This is a genomic window from Nocardioides panzhihuensis, assembly GCF_013408335.1.
Classification (GTDB): Bacteria; Actinomycetota; Actinomycetes; order Propionibacteriales; family Nocardioidaceae; genus Nocardioides; species Nocardioides panzhihuensis.
In genome coordinates this window covers 3,347,775-3,366,200 of the sequence record NZ_JACBZR010000001.1, presented here as the reverse complement: position 1 = coordinate 3,366,200, position 18,426 = coordinate 3,347,775, and the positions used below count along the sequence as shown (strand labels likewise).

The 18,426-nt window shown below is 68.3% G+C and carries 16 protein-coding genes, 1 tRNA gene and 1 pseudogene; 13 read left to right on the top strand and 5 right to left on the bottom strand.

The features are described 5' to 3' along the window. The first annotated feature begins 67 nt into the window (after window positions 1-67). The 6 genes from BJ988_RS15945 to BJ988_RS15920 all read left to right on the top strand — a co-directional run bounded on the left by BJ988_RS15945 (window position 68) and on the right by BJ988_RS15920 (window position 5,771). Complete coding sequence (locus tag BJ988_RS15945) at window positions 68-844, top strand: siderophore-interacting protein (RefSeq protein ID WP_179658860.1); 777 nt, start codon at window positions 68-70, stop codon at window positions 842-844. A 194-nt stretch (window positions 845-1,038) separates the two neighbouring features. Next, on the top strand, window positions 1,039-2,598 hold the full coding sequence (locus tag BJ988_RS15940; RefSeq protein WP_179658859.1) for a TIGR03767 family metallophosphoesterase: 1,560 nt from the start codon (window positions 1,039-1,041) through the stop codon (window positions 2,596-2,598). Window positions 2,599-2,730: 132 nt separating this feature from the next. Continuing rightward, on the top strand, window positions 2,731-3,144 hold the full coding sequence (locus tag BJ988_RS15935; protein WP_179658858.1) for a DUF3052 domain-containing protein: 414 nt from the start codon (window positions 2,731-2,733) through the stop codon (window positions 3,142-3,144). Window positions 3,145-3,295: 151 nt separating this feature from the next. Beyond that, complete coding sequence (locus BJ988_RS15930) at window positions 3,296-5,050, top strand: AMP-binding protein (RefSeq protein WP_179658857.1); 1,755 nt, start codon at window positions 3,296-3,298, stop codon at window positions 5,048-5,050. Continuing rightward, window positions 5,047-5,511 (top strand): redoxin domain-containing protein, encoded by a 465-nt coding sequence (locus tag BJ988_RS15925; protein ID WP_179658856.1) that lies wholly within the window; start codon window positions 5,047-5,049, stop codon window positions 5,509-5,511. The genes BJ988_RS15930 and BJ988_RS15925 overlap by 4 nt, the downstream gene beginning before the upstream one ends. Before the next feature lie 184 nt (window positions 5,512-5,695). Next, window positions 5,696-5,771, top strand: a tRNA-Val gene (locus BJ988_RS15920). A gap of 441 nt (window positions 5,772-6,212) precedes the next feature. Here BJ988_RS15920 and BJ988_RS15915 read toward each other — a convergent pair. The 3 genes and pseudogenes from BJ988_RS15915 to BJ988_RS15910 form a co-directional block, all read right to left on the bottom strand. Then, window positions 6,213-7,151 (bottom strand): annotated as a pseudogene (locus tag BJ988_RS15915) (integrase core domain-containing protein); the annotation flags it as partial. Between the two features lie 71 nt (window positions 7,152-7,222). Continuing rightward, on the bottom strand, window positions 7,223-7,354 hold the full coding sequence (locus tag BJ988_RS31020; protein ID WP_281365482.1) for a hypothetical protein: 132 nt from the start codon (window positions 7,352-7,354) through the stop codon (window positions 7,223-7,225). Next, window positions 7,351-7,566: a site-specific integrase gene (locus BJ988_RS15910; RefSeq protein ID WP_179658855.1), complete on the bottom strand. Its 216-nt coding sequence runs from the start codon at window positions 7,564-7,566 to the stop codon at window positions 7,351-7,353. Before BJ988_RS15910 ends, BJ988_RS31020 begins: the two co-directional genes overlap by 4 nt. Between BJ988_RS15910 and BJ988_RS15905 the strand changes: the two genes are divergently transcribed. Further along, entirely contained in the window at window positions 7,559-8,089 is a 531-nt protein-coding gene (locus BJ988_RS15905) for a hypothetical protein (protein WP_179658854.1), read from the top strand. The genes BJ988_RS15910 and BJ988_RS15905 overlap by 8 nt on opposite strands. A gap of 674 nt (window positions 8,090-8,763) precedes the next feature. On the opposite strand, the gene BJ988_RS15900 is transcribed toward BJ988_RS15905, so the two are convergent. Continuing rightward, window positions 8,764-10,245: a purine-cytosine permease family protein gene (locus BJ988_RS15900; RefSeq protein ID WP_179658853.1), complete on the bottom strand. Its 1,482-nt coding sequence runs from the start codon at window positions 10,243-10,245 to the stop codon at window positions 8,764-8,766. Continuing rightward, on the bottom strand, window positions 10,245-10,406 hold the full coding sequence (locus tag BJ988_RS15895) for a hypothetical protein (RefSeq protein WP_179658852.1): 162 nt from the start codon (window positions 10,404-10,406) through the stop codon (window positions 10,245-10,247). The genes BJ988_RS15900 and BJ988_RS15895 overlap by 1 nt, the downstream gene beginning before the upstream one ends. Before the next feature lie 118 nt (window positions 10,407-10,524). Between BJ988_RS15895 and BJ988_RS15890 the strand changes: the two genes are divergently transcribed. From BJ988_RS15890 to BJ988_RS15865, 6 genes are all read left to right on the top strand, one after another. After that, window positions 10,525-11,913, top strand: a complete 1,389-nt coding sequence (locus tag BJ988_RS15890; RefSeq protein ID WP_179658851.1) for a flavin monoamine oxidase family protein — start codon at window positions 10,525-10,527, stop codon at window positions 11,911-11,913. A 10-nt stretch (window positions 11,914-11,923) separates the two neighbouring features. Next, the gene (locus tag BJ988_RS15885; RefSeq protein ID WP_179658850.1) at window positions 11,924-12,526 is read left to right on the top strand and encodes a TetR/AcrR family transcriptional regulator; all 603 of its coding nucleotides are present in this window, start codon (window positions 11,924-11,926) and stop codon (window positions 12,524-12,526) included. A 186-nt stretch (window positions 12,527-12,712) separates the two neighbouring features. Continuing rightward, on the top strand, window positions 12,713-14,776 hold the full coding sequence (locus tag BJ988_RS15880) for an acetate--CoA ligase family protein (protein WP_218860910.1): 2,064 nt from the start codon (window positions 12,713-12,715) through the stop codon (window positions 14,774-14,776). Next, window positions 14,773-16,179, top strand: coding sequence for an aldehyde dehydrogenase family protein (locus BJ988_RS15875; RefSeq protein ID WP_179658849.1), 1,407 nt, complete (start codon window positions 14,773-14,775; stop codon window positions 16,177-16,179). The genes BJ988_RS15880 and BJ988_RS15875 overlap by 4 nt, the downstream gene beginning before the upstream one ends. Window positions 16,180-16,244: 65 nt before the next feature. Next, window positions 16,245-17,402, top strand: a complete 1,158-nt coding sequence (locus BJ988_RS15870) for an acyl-CoA dehydrogenase family protein (protein ID WP_179658848.1) — start codon at window positions 16,245-16,247, stop codon at window positions 17,400-17,402. A gap of 45 nt (window positions 17,403-17,447) precedes the next feature. After that, a complete protein-coding gene (locus tag BJ988_RS15865; protein ID WP_179658847.1) occupies window positions 17,448-18,425 on the top strand; it encodes an NAD(P)H-dependent flavin oxidoreductase in 978 nt (325 codons plus the stop codon). Window position 18,426: the final 1 nt, after the last annotated feature.

Genomic DNA, 18,426 nt, shown 5'->3' with positions numbered 1-18,426 from the left:
GACGACACTCTAGGGCAGTCCACGGGCCGCAACCTGCCTTTCTCAGAATTTAGGTTAGGCTCCCCTCATGTTTCGCGCGGTCAAGCCGGAGGCAAAGCCGGATACGCGGGTCGTGGTCACCGCGACCCGCCGTCTCAGCGCCGGGATGACCCGTGTTCACCTCCGCGCCGAGGACCTCTCCGCGTTCGACGGCAGCGTCTGCACCGACCGGTTCGTGCGTCTGCAGATTCCGGTCGGTGACGGCTCCACCGTCTGCCGCACCTACACCGCGCTGGACCCCTCGGTTGCCGAGGGGACCTTCGCCATCGACTTCGTGCACCACGGCGAGGAGGGCGTCGCCGGTCGCTGGGCGGCGACGGCCGGACCAGGAGATGTACTCACCGTGCGCGGGCCCGGCGGGACGTACGCTCCTGACCCGACTGCCGACTGGCACCTGCTGGTCGGCGACGAGTCCGGTCTGCCCGCGATCCGGGCGGCGCTGGCGGTGCTGCCGGCCCATGCGGTGGGCTACGCCGTGATCGAGGTGCCCTCGGCGGAGCATCTCCAGCAGGTCGATGCGCCGGCTGGGGTCGAGGTGCGCTGGCTGGACGCCACGGTCGACCCGCCCCTCGACACCGTCGTGCGGGAGCTGCCCTGGCTGCTCGGCCGGGTGCACGCCTTCGTGCACGGCGAGGCCGAGGTCACGATGCAGCGGATCCGTCCCTACCTGCTGCGCGAGCGTGGCGTTCCGCGCGGCGACCTGTCGATCTCCGGCTACTGGCGCCGCGGGAACAACGAGGACAGCTTCCGTACCTGGAAGCGCGGGCAGGCCGTCGACCGACAGGTCGCCTACGCCGCTCGCTGACGTCTCGACCTCACGACCGCCGAACGTGATCGGCGGCGAAGAGGAGGTAGTCCGCGGCGGTTTAGCTGTCGGCACGGCAGCGCAGCCCGGCGCCGGTGTTCGCGCCGAGGTTCCCGCCCAGAGGGGCGTGGGCGAGGGGAGTAGGGTTCGCGCACCGGACGGTGTTGGCCGGGTATGAGGAGAGGGCGGCGCAGATGGGTGTCACGAGCGAGAGCGGACGGATCGTCGCGGGTGGCCGGAAGGGTCCCTACGTACGTCTGGCCGAAGGCCCGCAGGAGCGCCACGTCTCACGCACCGACCTCACCCGGCGGCCCGAGAAGCTCGGTGATCCCGTGCTCACCGTCGCGCACCTGTCCGACATGCACATCTGCGACCACCAGTCGCCGGCCCGGGTCGAGGTCCTGGACCGGCTCATGGACCCCGACAGCACCACCTGCGACCTGATCGACCAGGTCGGGACGTACCGGGCGCAGGAGCTGCTGACCGCCCACGTCGGCGCGGCGATGGTCGAGGCGGTCAACGAGATCACCGAGGGCCCCGTCGGCGGTGGCCCGCTCGACTTGGCGATCGCGACCGGTGACAACACCGACAACGGGCAGTTCAACGAGCTCGACTGGTATCTGACGCTGCTCGACGGAGGCCGGCTGACGCCCGACTCCGGCGACATGCTCCACTACGAGGGCGTCGCCATACTGCCCGACAAGCGCTTCTGGCATCCGCAGGGCGAGACGTACGACATGCGCCGCGGCGACCACGGCTTCCCGCTCGTTCCCGGACTGCTGAAGGCGGTACGCCGCGCGGTCGACTCGCCCGGGCTGGAGGTGCCATGGCTGGCCGTCAACGGCAACCACGACGGGCTGCTGCAGGGGACCGTGCCGGGCACCGCCGCCATCGGCGAGGTGGCCGTCGGTGATCTGAAGGCGATCGCGATGCCGGAGCACTGGACCGACGAGGCCAAGGCGAAGCTCATCTCCGGCCTGGTCTCCGGCGACCCGGTGGCGTTCGGGATGCTGGCCGAGCTGGAGCCCTACGAGGTGACCGCCGACCGGCGGCGCCGGCAGACCACGCTGCAGGAGTTCGTCGACTCCCACGTGCACGACGAGGCGCAGCCGCCCGGGCACGGGTTCAAGGCCGGAGGCGAGCCCTACTACCGCTACGACGTCAACGACCAGGTCACCTTCGTCGTCCTCGACACGGTCAACCCGGCCGGCGGCTTCCAGGGGTCGATCGACGCCGAGCAGCTGGACTGGCTCGACGCCGTGCTCGCGTCCACCGACTACGACGAGCGGCTCGCGGTGATCGCCAGCCACCACGACGTGGCCTCGCTGCACAACGACATGAGCGGCCCCGGCGGCAAGCGGCGGGTGCTCGGCGACGAGATCGTGCAGACCGTCTCGAAGCATGAGAGCGCGGTCCTCTGGCTCAACGGGCACACCCACCGTACGTCGGTGAAGCCTCACGGCTCCTGGTGGGAGGTCACCGCGCCGTCGCTGATCGACTGGCCGCAGCAGGGCCGGGTCGTCGAGCTCATCTCGGACGGTGACGTCCTCACCATCGCCACCACGATGCTCGACCACGCCGGCCCCGCCCGGTGGAGCGGCTCGATCGAGGAGGTCGGCCATCTCGCCTCGCTCTCCCGCGAGCTGTCCGCGAACGACTGGCAGGGGCCGCGGGTGCGCCTCGCCGAGCACCCGTCGGCCGGGACGGCACAGGACCGCAACGTACTGCTGCACCTGCTCGATCCGAGGGCATGAAAGGCTTACGACACGCCGTTAACTAGCGCCTGACAGGCGGTTGGGGTTGCATGGACTCGCGTTCTCCGCTGGACTACCACCAAACAAGTCCATGCAAGCGGTGTGGACGACAAGCTTTGGAGGAAACGACACGTGAGCTCGACCGCAGCCACAGGGCCTGCGGACCGGCTGGGCCTCAAGTCCGGCATGGTCATCCAGGAACTGGGCTGGGACAACGACACTGATGACGAGCTTCGGGTCGCCATCGAAGACTCCGTCGACGCAGATCTGGTCGACGGCGACTACGGGAACGTGGTCGACGCCGTGCTGCTGTGGTGGCGCGTCGATGACGGTGACCTCGTCGACGGACTCGTCGATGCGCTGACCGACCTCGTCGGCGGCGGAGTCATCTGGCTACTGACGCCGAAGGTGGGCCGCCCTGGTGCGGTCGACGCGGCCGACATCGCCGAGGCGGCACCCATCGCCGGACTGTCCCAGACCACCACCGCATCTGTGAGCAAGGACTGGGCCGCGACGCGTCTGCTGGCGCCGAAGACCCCTGCGTGATGTCCGCGATTCTCGGGATCGCCGGACACCCGCCAGAGGCCTCGCGTGAGTGATCGCGAACGGAGGTTCCGCAGGGTTACTGCGACGCCGTGTCCGTATTGTGGTTCGATTCTTACGGAGGCGACGCCACCACGTGGCTAGACTTCCGACGGTGTTCTCGACTACGACTGCCAAGGCACGCACCGCCGGATCCGCGGCGAAGATCCTGGCCGGCTCCGGCATCGTCCGGCCGATCAACCCGATCGGGCTCGCCCGGACCGGTCTGGCGCTGGCGCGCTGGGGCACCGGTCCGGCCGGTGGGTTCATCGGCCTCGCTCGCCGTTATCCACGCCGCACCGCGGTCATCGACGAGCTGGGGTCGCTGACGTACGCCGACCTCGATCGCCGCTCCAACGCCATCGCCCGGGCCCTGGCTGCCCGGGGAGTGGGGGAGGGCGACGGGGTCGCGATCATGTGTCGCAACCACCGTGGGTTCGTCGACGCCACCTTGGCGGTCGCGAAGCTGGGCGCCGATGCGCTCTACCTCAACACCGCCTTCGCCGGCCCGCAGCTCGTCGGGGTGCTGGAGCGAGACAAGCCCGCCCTGATCATCCACGACGAGGAGTTCACCGGGCTGCTGTCCGCGGCGAGCTCGGCTCAGCGCCTGGTCGCGTGGGTGGACTCCGAGGACCCTGCGGACACGACCGGAGCGAGGTCGAGCGGCGAGCTTGCTCGTCCGCTCGCGCCGAGCGAGGGAGTAACCGAGCGAAGCGAGGAGACGCTCGAGTCGCTGGTCTCCGGTGACGCCCGGCCGGTGCCGCCGCCGAAGCGGCACGGGCGGATCGTGATCTTGACCTCCGGCACGACGGGGGCGCCCAAGTCGGCGCCGCGTCCGGAGGCTGGGTTCGACGCCGCCGTGGCGCTGATGTCGCGGATGCCCATGAAGGACGGGTGGCGGTGCTTCGTCGCCGCTCCGCTCTTCCACACCTGGGGGCTCGCCCACCTGCTCTTCGCCGAGCTGCTCGGCACCACCATGATCCTGCGCCGCCGGTTCGACCCGGAGGACGCGCTGGCGACCCTCGCGGAGACCCAGGCCGACTCGTTCGTGGTCATCCCGGTCATGATGCAGCGGATCCTGTCGCTGCCGGAGGAGACGCTGGCTGCGTACGACCTGGAGGCGATCGCATCCAGGCTGAAGGCCGTCGCGTCCTCCGGCTCGGCGCTGCCCGGCGACCTGGCTCTGGAGTGGATGGACCGCTTCGGCGACAGCCTCTACAACGTCTACGGCTCGACCGAGGTCTCCTACGCCTCGATCGCCGACCCGGTCGACCTGCGCGAGGCGCCGACCTCGGCCGGCAAGGTGCCGTGGGGCACCCAGATGCGGATCCTCGACGGCGACGGTGCGCCGGTGCGCGACGGTGAGGCCGGCCGGATCTTCGTCGGCAACGGCCTCCTCTTCGAGGGTTACACCACTGGTGGCGGCAAGGAGGTCCTCGACGGGCTGATGGCCACCGGGGATGTCGGCCGGTTCGGGCCGGACGGTCGGCTCTACGTCGAGGGCCGCGACGACGACATGATCGTCTCCGGCGGCGAGAACGTCTTCCCGCAGGAGGTCGAGGACTGCCTGATGCGTCATTCGCTCGTCGCCGACGCGGCCTGTGTCGGTGTCGACGACGCCGACTTCGGCAAGCGGTTGCGCGGGTTCGTGGTGCTGGTTCCTGGCGCCGATGCCGAGGCGGCGGGCGACGTCGATGTGACTCTGAAGGACTGGGTCAAGGAGAATCTGGCTCGCTTCAAGGTTCCGCGCGAGATCGTCGTGATCGACGCTCTTCCGCGCAACGCGACCGGCAAGGTGCTCCGGCGCGAGCTTGCGACCTGGGACGACGAGGCGGCAGGACCCAACGGCGAGAGGGTGGCAGGGCAGTGAGTGGACTTGAGACCGGCGGGCCGGCCCCGGACTTCACCCTCCGTGACCAGTTCGGTGCCGACATCACGCTGTCGGACTTCCACGGCAAGAAGGCCGTGGCGATCTTCTTCTTCCCGTTCGCCTTCTCCGGCGTGTGCACCGGCGAGATGAGCGGGCTGCGCGATCGGCTCGACGAGTTCGTCACCTTCGACACCGAGGTCCTGGCGATCTCGTGCGACCCGATGTACGCCATGCGGCAGTTCGCCGACACCGACCGACTCAACTTCCCGGTGCTCTCCGACTTCTGGCCGCACGGTGAGGTGACCAAGGCCTACGACGTCTTCAACGACCGCACCGGCGCCCCGCTGCGCTCCTCCTACATCGTCGACAAGTCGGGGGTGCTGCGGTGGGCCGTGCACAACGCCAACGCCGACGGCCGCGACCTGGACGAGCACCTGACACAGCTCCACGCCGTGGTGTGAGCGGATAGTTTACCAATCATCCAAGTTGTGTTAACAGGGTGGTTACATCGCTTTTCTTATGCCCTGGGTGGGATCTAACCTATAACTGTTGAGCCGCTGACGACCCGAGACGTCAGCGGCTCAACTTCCATTTACGGCCCGGTTCGTCGGGCCAGCCCCTGGTCGCGTATTCTTGGGGCGCTTCGGACGCATAGCTCAGTTGGTAGAGCGCCTCCCTTACAAGGAGGATGTCGGGGGTTCGAGTCCCTCTGCGTCCACCACCTTGTTTTGCCAGGTCAGGACCCTGTTTCGTCCTCATCCTCTCCGGTCTCCTCTGTCGTGTCTCAGGACATCGGTGACAGTTCTGCATCAGGACATCGGTGACGTTTGATGTGTCAGGACATCGGTGACGTTTTGAGGTTTCCGGGGCCGGGGTTGAGGGGTCGCCCGTTGCCGACGTAGGTGACGCCTGGTGCGGGTCGGGTGTGCTCGATGAGGATCTCGCCGTCCAGATCGGCGATGGTGATGTTCTCACCGCTGGTGATGACCAGGACGTGTTCGTGACGACGTCCTCTGGCGACCTTGTACTGGACCTTGTCCAGGAAGAGTGTGCCGACGCAGGTCAATTTCCGAGCTTGGGTGTCGGGCGGCAGGTCGGTCGGGATCACCGCTGGTCGCGGTCGGTGGGCAGGGGTGAAGGGTGTCGGCGTGGGTCGCGGTGCCTCGGTCTTTTCGGTGGCCTCCCACGCCGTCTGCGGCGTGACGCGGCCAGGTAGCCCTTGATGGGGGCGCTGGGTGTTGTAGATCTGGTCGAATGTGTCGACTTGGGCCTGCAGCTCGGCCAGGCTGGCGGCGAGTGGTTGTTTGTCGAGGTAGCGAAACAGGGTCTGGTGGAAGCGTTCGTTCTTGCCCTGGGTGGTCGGCTTGTAGGGCTTGCCGGTGATGGGCTCGACTCCCAGCTCCATCGCTCGCACCACGAGACGGCCCAATATCCCGCGCCGGGTCGGATTCAGCGCCAGGCCGTTGTCGGACAGCAGACGTTGGGGCACGCCGTGGGCCGTGAGGGCCTTGTCGAAGACGGCGACCGCCGCATCGGAGGTCTCTGCCCACGCCACATGGGAAGCGACCGCGTAGCGGGAGTGGTCATCGATGAGCTGGAAGATCACGCACCTACGGCCCCTGGTCAAGACGTACTCGGTGGCATCCAGCTGCCAGCACGCGTTCGGTGCGGGGTACACGAACCGACGCCACGCCGAGCGGGGCTTCTTCCTCGGCTCAAGACGAGCCACACCAGCGGCACGGAAGATCCGTGCCAACGATGCGACCGAGGGGACCGGGTCGAGCCCCATCGCGTGCATCTTGTCGTGCACGCTGATCGGGCCGTGGTCCAGGCCCGAGGACTCCAGTGCCGCACGCACCTCAAGGGCTTGCTGCTTGACCACCTCGGTGATCCGAGAAGGGCTCGCCTGGGGCCGCCGGCTGCGGGGCTCAAGCGCTGGGGCCGCGCCCTCGGCGCGAACCCTGGCACGGATCGAGTAGAAGGTCTTGCGAGAAATCTCGTGCTCGGCACAGAAGGTCGTCACCGCTCCCCGCGGCGCATCACGTGGCCACTCCACGATCGCGAGACGGACACGAGGATCAACAGGCTCATTGGCAGGCACCACCCAAACCCAGCCAGAAGTGTCACCACCAAGGTGATTCGAAGTGTCACCGATGTCCTGATGCAGAACTGTCACCGATGTCCCGCGACATGACACTCTCCGGTCTCCTCGTCGGGCTCAGATGCCCCCAGGATGCCCCCGGGCCGCTTGGCCGAGTCCCAGAGGTTGTCGTCGATCAGATGGCCGTAGAGGTCCATCGTCATGCGGCGGAGGCGTGCCCCAGGATGCGCTGCAGCACCTTGGGGTCAGCGCCGCCACCCAGCCAGAGCGCGGCGCGGGTGTGGCGGAGGTCGTGAACTCGCGGGGTCGGCCACGCGCTCGACGTGGCTTGAGTAGAAACCGCTTGGAGACCACGGATGCCGTCATATCCGATGGCGTAGGCGCGATGATTCAGCCAGTCTGGACGGGTGGCCACCAATCCAGAGGACATCCCATCGCCAGCACTGGTTAGTGCTTGGGAAACCCTCGGGACGCTACGGACAGAGCTCGTTCCCATGTGGGCGGCGTATTGGCTGGCGCAAGGTCAGGACGGAGAAGGGATCGTCGCGCTCGCTTCTTTGAACTCCAGCGACATTCGAGAAGTGCATGACCTCCTCCCGGACGCCCTGGCCGATGCGGGCGTCGAGCCGATCAGCAAGGCCGGCGCGGCGGCGCGACTTGCGTTCGATCACATTGCACGCATGCACCTCGACGGCAAAGCAGGCTGGCGATGGGTTCTTACAGCAGTTACCGGTGTGTTCGAGCAGAATGACTACGGTCGCGAGTTTCACGACGACCCGCTTGGTGCGCTCTACGGCCTCGAGGACGAGGTAGCGGGTGGATGGGGTCGGCGCCTGGCGGAGATCGAGGTTGAAGTTCATGACGCGTGTGAGCGTCAGGTCCGACTCACAAAAAGTGAGGTCTTCGATCTCTGGGCAACTGATCTGCGACGCCCCTAACCACTCCGCGATGAACCACCCTGCGGATCGTTCCTCCGTGCCAAACTGTGCATATGGGCTGGTGGCGCGTCGTGAGGACCGAAAACGGCCGCAGGGTTGCACCGCGATGGGTGACTCGTAGTCACCTCCCAGACTTTCTGCCGGTCTTGCTTTGGCGGCGAGGCCTGGTGCTGCTGGGCGGTCGACTCCACTTCTGCGTGGGCAATCTCGAGTCCGCGCGCCGCACCATCGAATGGAAGTCCACCGATTGGCTCGTCGGCTACCGCACGTACGTCGGACCGCACCGTGAGCGGGAGACGAGCCGATTCGACGATCCAGACTCGTACGTTGACGAGTAGTCGAGCAGGACGCGCCCGCAATGCCGCGCAGAGAGCGGTCCAAGCCAAGGGCGGCAGATCAGGTGACGGAGGCCTGTCGCGCCGTCGCCAGGCGGATCACAGACTCATCCGGCCGGTTTGTGAGAACTTTCTCTACTGACTCAAGGCGGCTTGCGGCCGCGTGCACGGCCTCCGGGGGCGTGCGGCCTGATCGGTGTGGCATTGGCCGATCTCATGCTCGTCGTCTTCGGCGTCCCCCCCCGACGCGGTGATTGCCGGCGCCGGGGGAGTCTCGAACGACGGCCGCGGCTGCGTCGTACGTCTCCGGCTTCTCGCCTCCGGGTCCGAGGCCTCGGCCTACGCTTCCGTAGCTGGACGTATCCGGGCTGAGGTGCTGTCCGGGTAGCCGCCGACTGAGGTACGTGCCACGAGGGCCTTGGTGAGGACGTAGTGGATCCCGCCTGCGGCGACGAACGCGGGGACCGAGGCAGTGGCGTAGCGGAACCATGCGGCCGGCTCGTAGGTCACCGGATTGAGCAGCAGTGCGTAGACGGTCGCACCGCAGGCGAGGGCGAGGATCGCGATCGGGTTGAAACCGTTCCAGAACCAGTACGCGGAGCGTCGGTCGGGCAGGTAGAGATCGCGGAGTGCGAGCTCCTGGCGCCGGAGGAGGAAGTAGTCCGCGATCTGGATGCCGCACAGCGGAGCGACAACGATCGCGCCCCAGGACACGAACCGACCGTAGTTGTCATAGACGGCGCCGGGGAAGAACACCAGGATCGCGGCCGGGAGCAGCACGATGATCGCCAGCAGCGCCCAGGGTGCGCGGCGGAGCCGATCGCCGCCGCCTCCACGAAGGGCGACCAGGGCGGAGTAGCTCTGAGCGACGATGCTGGTGATGTTCGCCATCCCGACGAACGCCAGCGCGATGACGCCGAGCACGGCGCCGCCGAGAGGCACCATCCAGAGTGTCGGGTCCTCGGAGTTGAGGGCGAGGGCCGAGAACACGCCGACGATGGCCGCGACGACCGAGGCGAGGAACAGGCCGATCATGTTCGGCCAGTACGCAGCGCGCGGGCTGTCGGTGAGGCGGGCGAGATTGCCGACGTTGGGCCACCATGCGAAGCCACCCGCGATGTTGAGCTCGACCGCGAGCATGAAGTCGAGGTGGCTGTCACCCCAGGGGTCGATCGCCGGGAGGGCGGCCAGATCGCTCCAGCTGGTCTTGGTGAAAACCAGGACGAGCATCCCTACCGTGACGAGCATCAGTCCGGGCGCGATGAGGCGATTGACCCATTCGATCGACTGGGGTCCACGAGCGACGATCGTCCACGACACGGCCACGGCCAGGAGTCCGAGGACGCTCACGGCCGCGCTGGTGGTGGAGATGCTGGTGCCGAGCACCTGGTTGGCGACGTTGGCGAGCGCGTGCCCGCACATGATCGCCAGTACGGCTGACCAGGCGGCGGCCAAGATCACGGACATCACGAGCATGACGATCCTGGCGCCGCGTACGCCGAAGGCGCTGCGCAGGCTCGCGAACTGCTCGATGCCCCACCGGGAGCAGGGCAGGCACGGCGCCAGCGCGACGAGGAGCACGCTGATGCCGTAGCCGATGACGATGCTGGCGATGGCTTGCTTGGCGCCGACGTAGTACGCGACCGCCCCGCCCTGGAGGAAGGCCCAGGTGGCGATGGCGAGACCGACGTTGACGGCGCTGTAGTCCCAGAAGCCCCAGATCCGCTCGGATCGCATCAGGGGCAGCTCGTTGAGGGTGCCGTCCTTGTCGGCGGCTGGGGCCACATCGGTCCGCGAGGCCCCGCTGTTCGAGTCACTCATCACAGGCACCACAACAACAGCGCAACCGACAGAACCACGAGGCCGACGACACTCAGTACGACGTCAGACAACGGTAGGCGGGGGAGAGGACCCTCTTCGGTGCTGGGGTCGTCGATCAGGCAGAGTCGTCGTTCCAGCTCGGCCTCGAACTGCTCGTCCATGTGGTCTCCATAGTTGACTAACGGATCAGTTATCTATCAGAGTGGGTGGCCGAGGTCACACATGTCAAGGTTGTGAGTCGGATTTCGTTCTCCGGGTCCGTGAAATGGGAGGTCTGTGATGAGTGCGCTGCCGAGGCGTTGCCAGGTCGTGGTCGTCGGAGCCGGGTACGCGGGTCTCGCGACCGCGATCGAGCTGCGCGAAGCGGGGGTCGACGTGGTCGTGCTCGAGGCGGCCGACCGCGTAGGCGGTCGGATCTGGTCGGAGCGCCGAGACGGCGTCGTGGTCGACCACGGTGGCCAATGGGTGGGGCCGACCCAGACCCGGTTGCTCGCCTGGGCGGAGCGCTTCGGATGCCCGACCTTCCAGTCCTACGACGTCGGCCGGCACGTCGAGATCTGGGCGGACGGTACGACGTACCCGTTCACGTCGGACCAGCACTCCGAGGGTCCCGGCGTCGAGGACTACGAGCGCCTCGAGGGGCGGCTCGATGCGCTGGCCGCGACCATCGACCTCGCCGATCCGCTGGCATGCTCGTCGCTGGAGGAGTGGGACAGCCAGACCGTGCACTCATGGGTGGATGCCCATGTGGATTCGCCGGCGGCCAGGCGGAGGCTTGCGCTCGCAGTGCAGGGAGTGTGGTCGTGCGAGCCGCGCGACCTGTCGATGTTCCACCTGCTCTTCTATGTTGCGGGTGCCGGCGGCATGCGCTCGCTGATGGAGACGATCGGCTACGCCCAGGACAGCCGGTTCGTCGATGGTGCGCAGGCGCCCGCCCTGGCGGCTGCCGCCAGCCTCGGCGGGCGAGTCCATGTCCGGACGCCGGTCTCGGCGATCCGCCAGGGCGACGATGCGGTCACGGTGGAGACCGCTCGCGGCAATGTCCGCGCAGATCGTGTGGTGGTGACGAGCGCGCCCGCCGCGACGTCCCACATCGAGTTCGAACCCGCGCTTCCGACCTCCCGTCGACGCTGGCTGGCCTCCAGCGTCATGGGAGACGTCGCGAAGGTCCACCTTCGGTACGACTCTCCCTTCTGGCGTGAGGATGGGTTGTCCGGCCAGATGGTCGCCTACGACGCCCAGCCGGTCGGGGTCGTCTTCGACAACTCTCCTGACGACGGCTCGCGCGGGGTGCTGGTCTGCTTCACCTACGGTGACCGCTACCGGACCTTTGCTGCCCTGGATCCGGGCGAGCGGCGTACGGCGGTCCTCGACGTGCTTGGCCGCGTATTCGGTCCGCAGGCGATGCAGCCCCTCGACTACGTCGAGCAGCTCTGGCCCGAAGATCGTTGGGCTGAGGGCGGGTACGCCGCGGTCCCGGTGCCCGGGGCCTGGCTCGAGCACGCGCGGGACGGCTGGCGTACGCCGTGCGGGCGCGTGCACTGGGCGGGGACGGAGACGGCGACGGTGTGGAACGGCTACATGGACGGCGCGATCCGGTCCGGGGAGCGTGCAGCGGCCGAGGTGACTGCGGCGTTGGCGGCTGAGTCGCCCGGTGCGGTCCGTTAGGATTTCCGCCATGCCACGCCCCAGTGTCGAAGCAGAGCGCAAGGAGCAGATCCTGGCGGCCGCCTGCACGGTTCTCGCCGACAAGGGATTCACGGCACTGCGGATCGCGGACGTGGCGAAGGAGATCGGCACCAGCACGGGGACGGTCCACTACTACTTCGACACCAAACGTGACCTGACGACGGCTGCGTTCGAGTGGAACTTCGCCCGGTCGCTGGAGAGGCGCCAGCACATCCTCGACCTCCACGATGACCCGCGCAGCGAGCTGCGGGCTTTCGTCGAGTCCTACCTGCCGACCGACGAGGAGACCGTTCGGGCGTGGCACGTATGGGCCGAGCTCTGGGTCGAGGCGCTTCACGACGCCGAGCTGGCGCGGCTGAACGAGCGGGTCTACGGTGCCTGGCGCACGATCGTCCGCTCCATCATCGAGCACGGTCAGCGGGTCGGACACTTCCGTGCTGGCGACCCGACGTCGATGGCCAACGCGTTGATCAGCATGATCGACGGGCTGAGCCTGCAGGTTCTGCTCGGTTCGGAGCAGCTCGGCGTCGACCAGATGCGCGCGGTCTGCGACCAGGCCCTCGCCTCGTTCGACGTGCCTGTCGCGACCTGACGCCGGAGGTCATCCTCACCCTTCCCTGCTCTTTGGCCTAGGCCGGAGAGGGGCTGTTCGGCGCATCCGTGAGGCCGTGGCGCCTGCGCTGCCGACTGGCCTTCGCGGAAGGTTTGTGCTGGCCGTTGACCGGATGTCTGCTTGCCTCTATATTTAACTGACGCATCAATCAACAAAGGAGAACCTGTGCTCAGTCCCATTGACCGGACCCGGCCCGGCGCCCTCCGAGCGTTTCGTGATCCTCGTTCGGTGGCCGTCGTCGGCGCATCCGACAACCCCGCCAAGTGGGGCTACTGGATCGCCCAGGGCGCACTTCGGGGAGCACACCGCCGGGACGTCTGGCTGGTGAACCGATCCGCGGACCAGGTGCAGGGGCATCCGGCTCACCCGTCGATGTCTGCGCTTCCCAAGACTCCGGAGCTCGTCGTCCTCTGTGTGCCTGCCGCGCACGTCGATGCGGTCGTCGAGGACGCCTTGGAACGGGGAGTACGGGCGTTCCTGGCGATCACGTCCGGCGTAACAGACTGCAGCCGGATCCGGGAGCGTCTCGCCTCGGCAGGGGCGCGCCTTGTCGGTCCCAACAGTCTCGGCCTCTTCGACGCCGACACGGACCTTCAGCTCGCCTGGGGACACTTCGAGGCAGGAGAGATCGGCATCGTCTCTCAGAGCGGCCAGCTCGGCTCGGAGATCGCGAACCTCGCTGCTCGCGCCGGTCTCGGGGTTTCTCGCTTCGTATCCGTCGGAAACCAGCTCGACGTCCGGGCGAAAGAGGTTCTCGAGGACCTCATCGACCACGACTCGACGAAGATCGTCGCGCTCTACCTGGAGAGCTTCGACGGTGGCCGTGACCTGGTACGAACCGTGCGTCGGCTGCGGGAGGCCGGGAAGCACACGTTGGTGCTGGCGACGGGTGCCAGCGAGGGCAGCAAACGCCTCGCCGCCAGCCACACCGGCTCCATGACCTCGGCGATCGACGTCGTCGACGCCGCGTGCCGGGCCGCCGGCGCGGTCCGGGTCCGCACGCCGACCGAGCTGGTCGAGGTCGCCCGGTTCCTCTCGGTCGCCGAGCTGCCGGCGGGCGCACGGGTCGCGGTGGTGAGTGACAGCGGTGGTCAGGGCGGGGTTGCTGCCGACGTGGCCGGTGGCCTGGGCCTGGACACGCCGGCCTTCTCCCCACAGCTGCAGCGCGTCCTCGCGGACCTGCTGCCCGCCGGCGCCTCGGTCGCCAACCCGATCGATCTGGCCGGAGCCGGCGAGGCCGACCTGATGACGTACGCCGTGATCTGCGAGCGACTCGCCGCCTCCGGTGAGGTGGATGCCGTGCTGCTGTCGGGATATCTCGGCTGCTACGGCGAGGACACCCCCGCGTTGGCCGGCCAGGAGCTCGCCGTCGTCGACCGTCTCGCCCTGCTGGCCCGGAACACACACGTTCCGCTTGTCGTGCACACGATGAGCGCAGCTTCGGCGGCGCTCACGCGGATGTGGGAGCACGGCATCCCGACGTTCCCGGCGGTGGAGTCGGCACTGCGCGCATTGGCCCGCGCTCGCCACCTCTCGGCGCATCCCGGCCGCGACCTCGAGCGTCCGGTGTTCCGCAGTCTCGAGGTCCGACCTGGCTATTGGGCCGCGCGCGACCTGCTCGATCGGATGGGCGTCCCGGTGCCGCCGGGGGCTCGGGTCAACACCATCGGCGAGGCCCGCGCCGCCGCGGAGGTCTTACGGGCACCGTTCGTGCTCAAGGCTGGGTGGCTCACCCACAAGAGCGAACATGACGGCGTCGTGCTCGGCCTGCGCTCCGCGGACGAGCTCGCTGACGCCTTCGCCCGGATGCATCGCCGGCTCGGCGACGGGGAGTACGTCGTGGAGGAGCAGGACGAGAGGAGCGACGTCGTCGAGCTGCTCGTCGGGGCTCGTCGCGACCGCGACTTCGGCCCGCTCGTGACCGTGGGATCCGGTGGGACGGAGGCGGAGCTGTGGCGCGATGTGCGCACCGAGATCGCGCCCGTCGACCGGGAGACCGCGGGCGCGATGGTCGACGCACTGCACAGTCGGCCGCTGCTCGCCGGCTGGCGAGGTCGGCCGGGTGTCGACGTGCCTGCCCTTGTCGACGTGATCGTCGCCGCCTCCGCTGCGGTCACCGCCGATCCCGTCCTGGCCGAGCTGGAGATCAACCCGGTGAGAGTCTCCCCGGCCGGAGCACTGGCCGTCGACGCTCTGGCAATCACGGACGACGGGGAGACGGACAGATGAGGTGGTCGCGGGATGAAGCACTGATCGGCGGCCGCTGGATCCGGCCAGGGGCGACCATCGAGGTCGAGAACCCGGCTACGACGGCGGTGATCGGCACTTCAGCACGGTCCGGCCGGGCCGAGGTGGAGCAGGCAGTGGCCGCGGCTCGAGAGGCTCACGGGTCGTGGTCCGCGCTCGCGCCGGAGGAGCGGGCTGACCACATCGACGCCGTGCTCTCCGAGCTGCGTCGCCAGCGCGAGGAGCTCATCGAGATGACAGTCGCAGAGGTGGGCGCACCGGTGAGGGTGGCGGCGACCTGGCACGTGGATGCCTCTTTCGACGTCCTCGCCTCTGCCGCCCGGCACGCCCGGACCCTGCCGCTCGTCGTGGAGCAGGGCAACCTCTCCCTGCATCGGCGCTCGGCGGGCGTGGCTGCACTGATCACGCCCTGGAACTACCCGCTCTACCAGCTGGCTACCAAGGTCGGCTCGGCCTTGGCCGCGGGATGCACCGTGGTCCACAAGCCCTCCGAGCTGACCCCGCTCTCGGCGTACGCGTTCGCCGAGGCGACGCTCCGCGCGGGCCTGCCCGACGGTGTCGTGAACCTGCTGCCCGGAACCGGGCCGGAGGTCGGCGCGCCGCTGGTCGCTCACGAGCAGGTGGACGTGGTCTCGTTCACCGGTTCCACCGCCGTGGGCCGTCAGGTCGCGGCGACGGCCGTGGACCATCTGGCGCGGGTCACCCTCGAGCTCGGGGGCAAGTCCGCGAGCATCGTGTGCGACGACGCCGACCTTGCAACCGCGGTGCGGTGGTCGGTCGACTCCTGCATGCTCAACTCGGGACAGACCTGCAGCGCCTGGACCCGACTGCTCGTCCCCGAGGACCGGCTCGACGAAGCGGTCGAGATCGCGGCCGCTCGCGCCGACGAGATGGTGGTCGGCGACCCTGCCGACCTGGCCACCGAGCTGGGTCCCCTGACCAACGCCGCCCAGCGTGCGAAGGTCACCGAGATGGTCGCCGGGGCGGTCGTCCGCGGCGCCCGGGTCGCCACCAAGACCACCGCAACCCCTGAGACCGGCCACTTCCTGCGGCCGGTCGTGCTCACCGGACTGCCGGTCGACGACCCGATCAGTCAACACGAGATCTTCGGTCCCGTACTCGTCGTCCATGGCTATCGCGACGACGAGGACGCCCTGCGTATCGCCAACGGCACGGCGTACGGGCTGTCGGGCGCGGTCTGGTCCCAAGACAGCGACCGGGCCCGATCGCTGGCGAGCCGGGTCGACGCCGGGCAGGTCTTCATCAACGAGGCCGAGTACGACGTCGAGGCGCCTTTCGGGGGCTGGAAGAACTCCGGGACGGGCCGCGAGCTCGGCGTCGAGGGGCTGCTCGAGTTCACCGAGCTCACCGCCGTCCACCTCTGACCACTTCAGACCCCACCACCGATTCCACGAAATCACCGACCCACCACGCACACCCAGGAGAGACCATGACCCAGCGCAACATCGAACACTGGCCGCTGACCCAGGAGCAGCGCGACATCATCGACCTGTGCACCACCTTCGCGGCCGAGGAGATCCGACCCCGTGGGCGCGAGGTGGACGAGGCCGACGTGGTGTCGCCGGTCGACATCTTCCAGAAGGCCGCCAAGGTCGGCATCACCGACTTCATGCTGCCCGAGGAGTACGGCGGCGGTGGCTTCACCGATGTGTTCACGCAGTGCCTGGTGCAGGAGACGCTCTGCTGGGGCGATCCGGGCATCGGCAACTTCGTGTGCTCCAACGGCTTCTTCGCCGACCCGTTGCTTGCGCTCGGCACCGACGACCAGAAGGAGAGGTGGCTGCGCCCGCTGACCGGGGACAGCCCGATCTACACCGCGTTGGCGACCACTGAGCCCGGCTCGGGGTCGGACGCAGCATCGATCGTCACTCGCGCGGAGAAGGTCCCCGGTGGGTACGAGATCAGCGGACAGAAGGCATGGATCTCCAACGCCGGGCTCGCCGACCAGTACGTCGTCTTCGCCAAGACCGACCCGAGCCTGCGGTCGCGCGGCGTCAGCGCCTTCCTGCTCACCAAGGACACCCCAGGCATCACCTTCGGCGAGCCGATGAAGAAGATGGGTCAGCGCGCCATCGTTTGTCGCGAGGTCTTCTTGGACAAGGCGTTCGTGCCCGAGGAGAACCGCCTGGGGGAGGAGGGCCAGGGGTTCATCGGTCTGATGAAGACCTTCGACGTCTCCCGAGTCGTGCTCGCAGCGGCCGCGACCGGTTCCGCTCGGGCGGCGTACGAGTTCGCGCTGGACTACGCGCGTACGCGCACCCAGTTCGGCAAGCCGATCATCGAACACCAGGCGGTCGCCTTCCGGCTCGCCGACATGGCGACCCGGATCGAGTCGGCCTGGCTCATGACCCTGCACGCCGCGCGGCAGCTGGACGCGGGCGCGGACGTCACCGGGCTGGCCGCGATGGCCAAGCTCCAGGCCTCGGAGACGGCGATGTTCGTGACCCACGCCGCGGTGCAGACGCTCGGTGGCTGGGGCTACTCGCGGGAGTATCCCGTCGAACAGTGGATGCGCGACGTGAAGCTGGAGGAGATCGAGGAGGGGACCTCCGACATCATGCGCCTGGTCATCTCCCGCAACCTCTGAGCGGTTGGAGCGGACCCGACCAGACCGAACCCGAAGGAGCAACCCATGATCAGAACCACCTTCACCGAGATGTTCGGTGTCGAGCACCCACTCGTATGCGGCGGAATGACCGGCCTGGGCACCGCAGAGCTCATCGCGCCTGTCGCGAACGCAGGGGCCCTCGGTTTCCTGACGGCGCTCACTCAGCCGACGCCGGAGGCGCTCGCCGCCGAGGTCGCCCGCACCCGTGAGCTGACCGATCGGCCCTTCGGCGTGAATCTGACGATCCTGCCGACCCGAGACCCGGTCCCGTACGACGAGTATCGCGCGGCCATCATCGAGTCGGGGGTTCGGATTGTCGAGACGGCAGGCTCCAGCCCGGAGCCGCACCTCCCGGACTTCAAGGCTGCCGGTGTCCAGGTGATCCACAAGGCGACCAGCGTGCGGCACGCCCTGTCGGCGCAGAGGAAGGGCGTCGACGCGATCAGCATCGACGGATTCGAGTGCGCAGGCCACCCCGGAGAGGACGACGTTCCCGGCCTCGTCCTGATCCCGGCGGCGGTGCGGGCCCTCGAGATTCCGGTCATCGCCTCAGGAGGTCTGGCAACGGGTGCTGGCCTGGTCGCCGCGCTCGCGCTGGGTGCCTGTGCGGCGAACATGGGCACTCGCTTCATGGCCACGGACGAGGCGCCGCTCCACGACAACGTCAAGCAGCAGCTGGTCGCGAACGACGAGCGCGACACCGTGCTCATCTTTCGCGAGTTCCGCAACACCGCCAGAGTGGCTCGCAATGCCGTGTCCGAGCAGATCCGTGAGATCGGCGCTCGACCGGGGACGACCTTCGCCGACGTGGCCGACCTGGCGTCAGGCGTCCGCGGCCGCGAGCGAGTGCTCACCGCCGGCGCGCTCGACGACGGCCTGTGGTGGGCGGGTCAGGCCCAGGGGCTCATCCATGACGTTGCGCCGGCCGCAGACGTAGTCGCGACCATCATCGCCGAGGCGGAGCTGCTGCTCGGCGGCACGTTGCCTGCCTTGGTGCGATGAC

Excerpts from the sequence above, each read along its gene's own strand:
- BJ988_RS15945 (WP_179658860.1), top strand. The coding sequence starts at position 68 with ATGTTTCGCGCGGTCAAGCCGGAGGCAAAGCCGGATACGCGGGTCGTG.
- BJ988_RS15940 (WP_179658859.1), top strand. The coding sequence starts at position 1,039 with ATGGGTGTCACGAGCGAGAGCGGACGGATCGTCGCGGGTGGCCGGAAG.
- BJ988_RS31020 (WP_281365482.1), bottom strand. The coding sequence starts at position 7,354 with ATGACGATGGACCTCTACGGCCATCTGATCGACGACAACCTCTGGGAC.
- BJ988_RS15900 (WP_179658853.1), bottom strand. The coding sequence starts at position 10,245 with ATGAGTGACTCGAACAGCGGGGCCTCGCGGACCGATGTGGCCCCAGCC.
- BJ988_RS15895 (WP_179658852.1), bottom strand. The coding sequence starts at position 10,406 with ATGGACGAGCAGTTCGAGGCCGAGCTGGAACGACGACTCTGCCTGATC.
- BJ988_RS15890 (WP_179658851.1), top strand. The coding sequence starts at position 10,525 with ATGAGTGCGCTGCCGAGGCGTTGCCAGGTCGTGGTCGTCGGAGCCGGG.
- BJ988_RS15885 (WP_179658850.1), top strand. The coding sequence starts at position 11,924 with ATGCCACGCCCCAGTGTCGAAGCAGAGCGCAAGGAGCAGATCCTGGCG.
- BJ988_RS15875 (WP_179658849.1), top strand. The coding sequence starts at position 14,773 with ATGAGGTGGTCGCGGGATGAAGCACTGATCGGCGGCCGCTGGATCCGG.
- BJ988_RS15870 (WP_179658848.1), top strand. The coding sequence starts at position 16,245 with ATGACCCAGCGCAACATCGAACACTGGCCGCTGACCCAGGAGCAGCGC.
- BJ988_RS15865 (WP_179658847.1), top strand. The coding sequence starts at position 17,448 with ATGATCAGAACCACCTTCACCGAGATGTTCGGTGTCGAGCACCCACTC.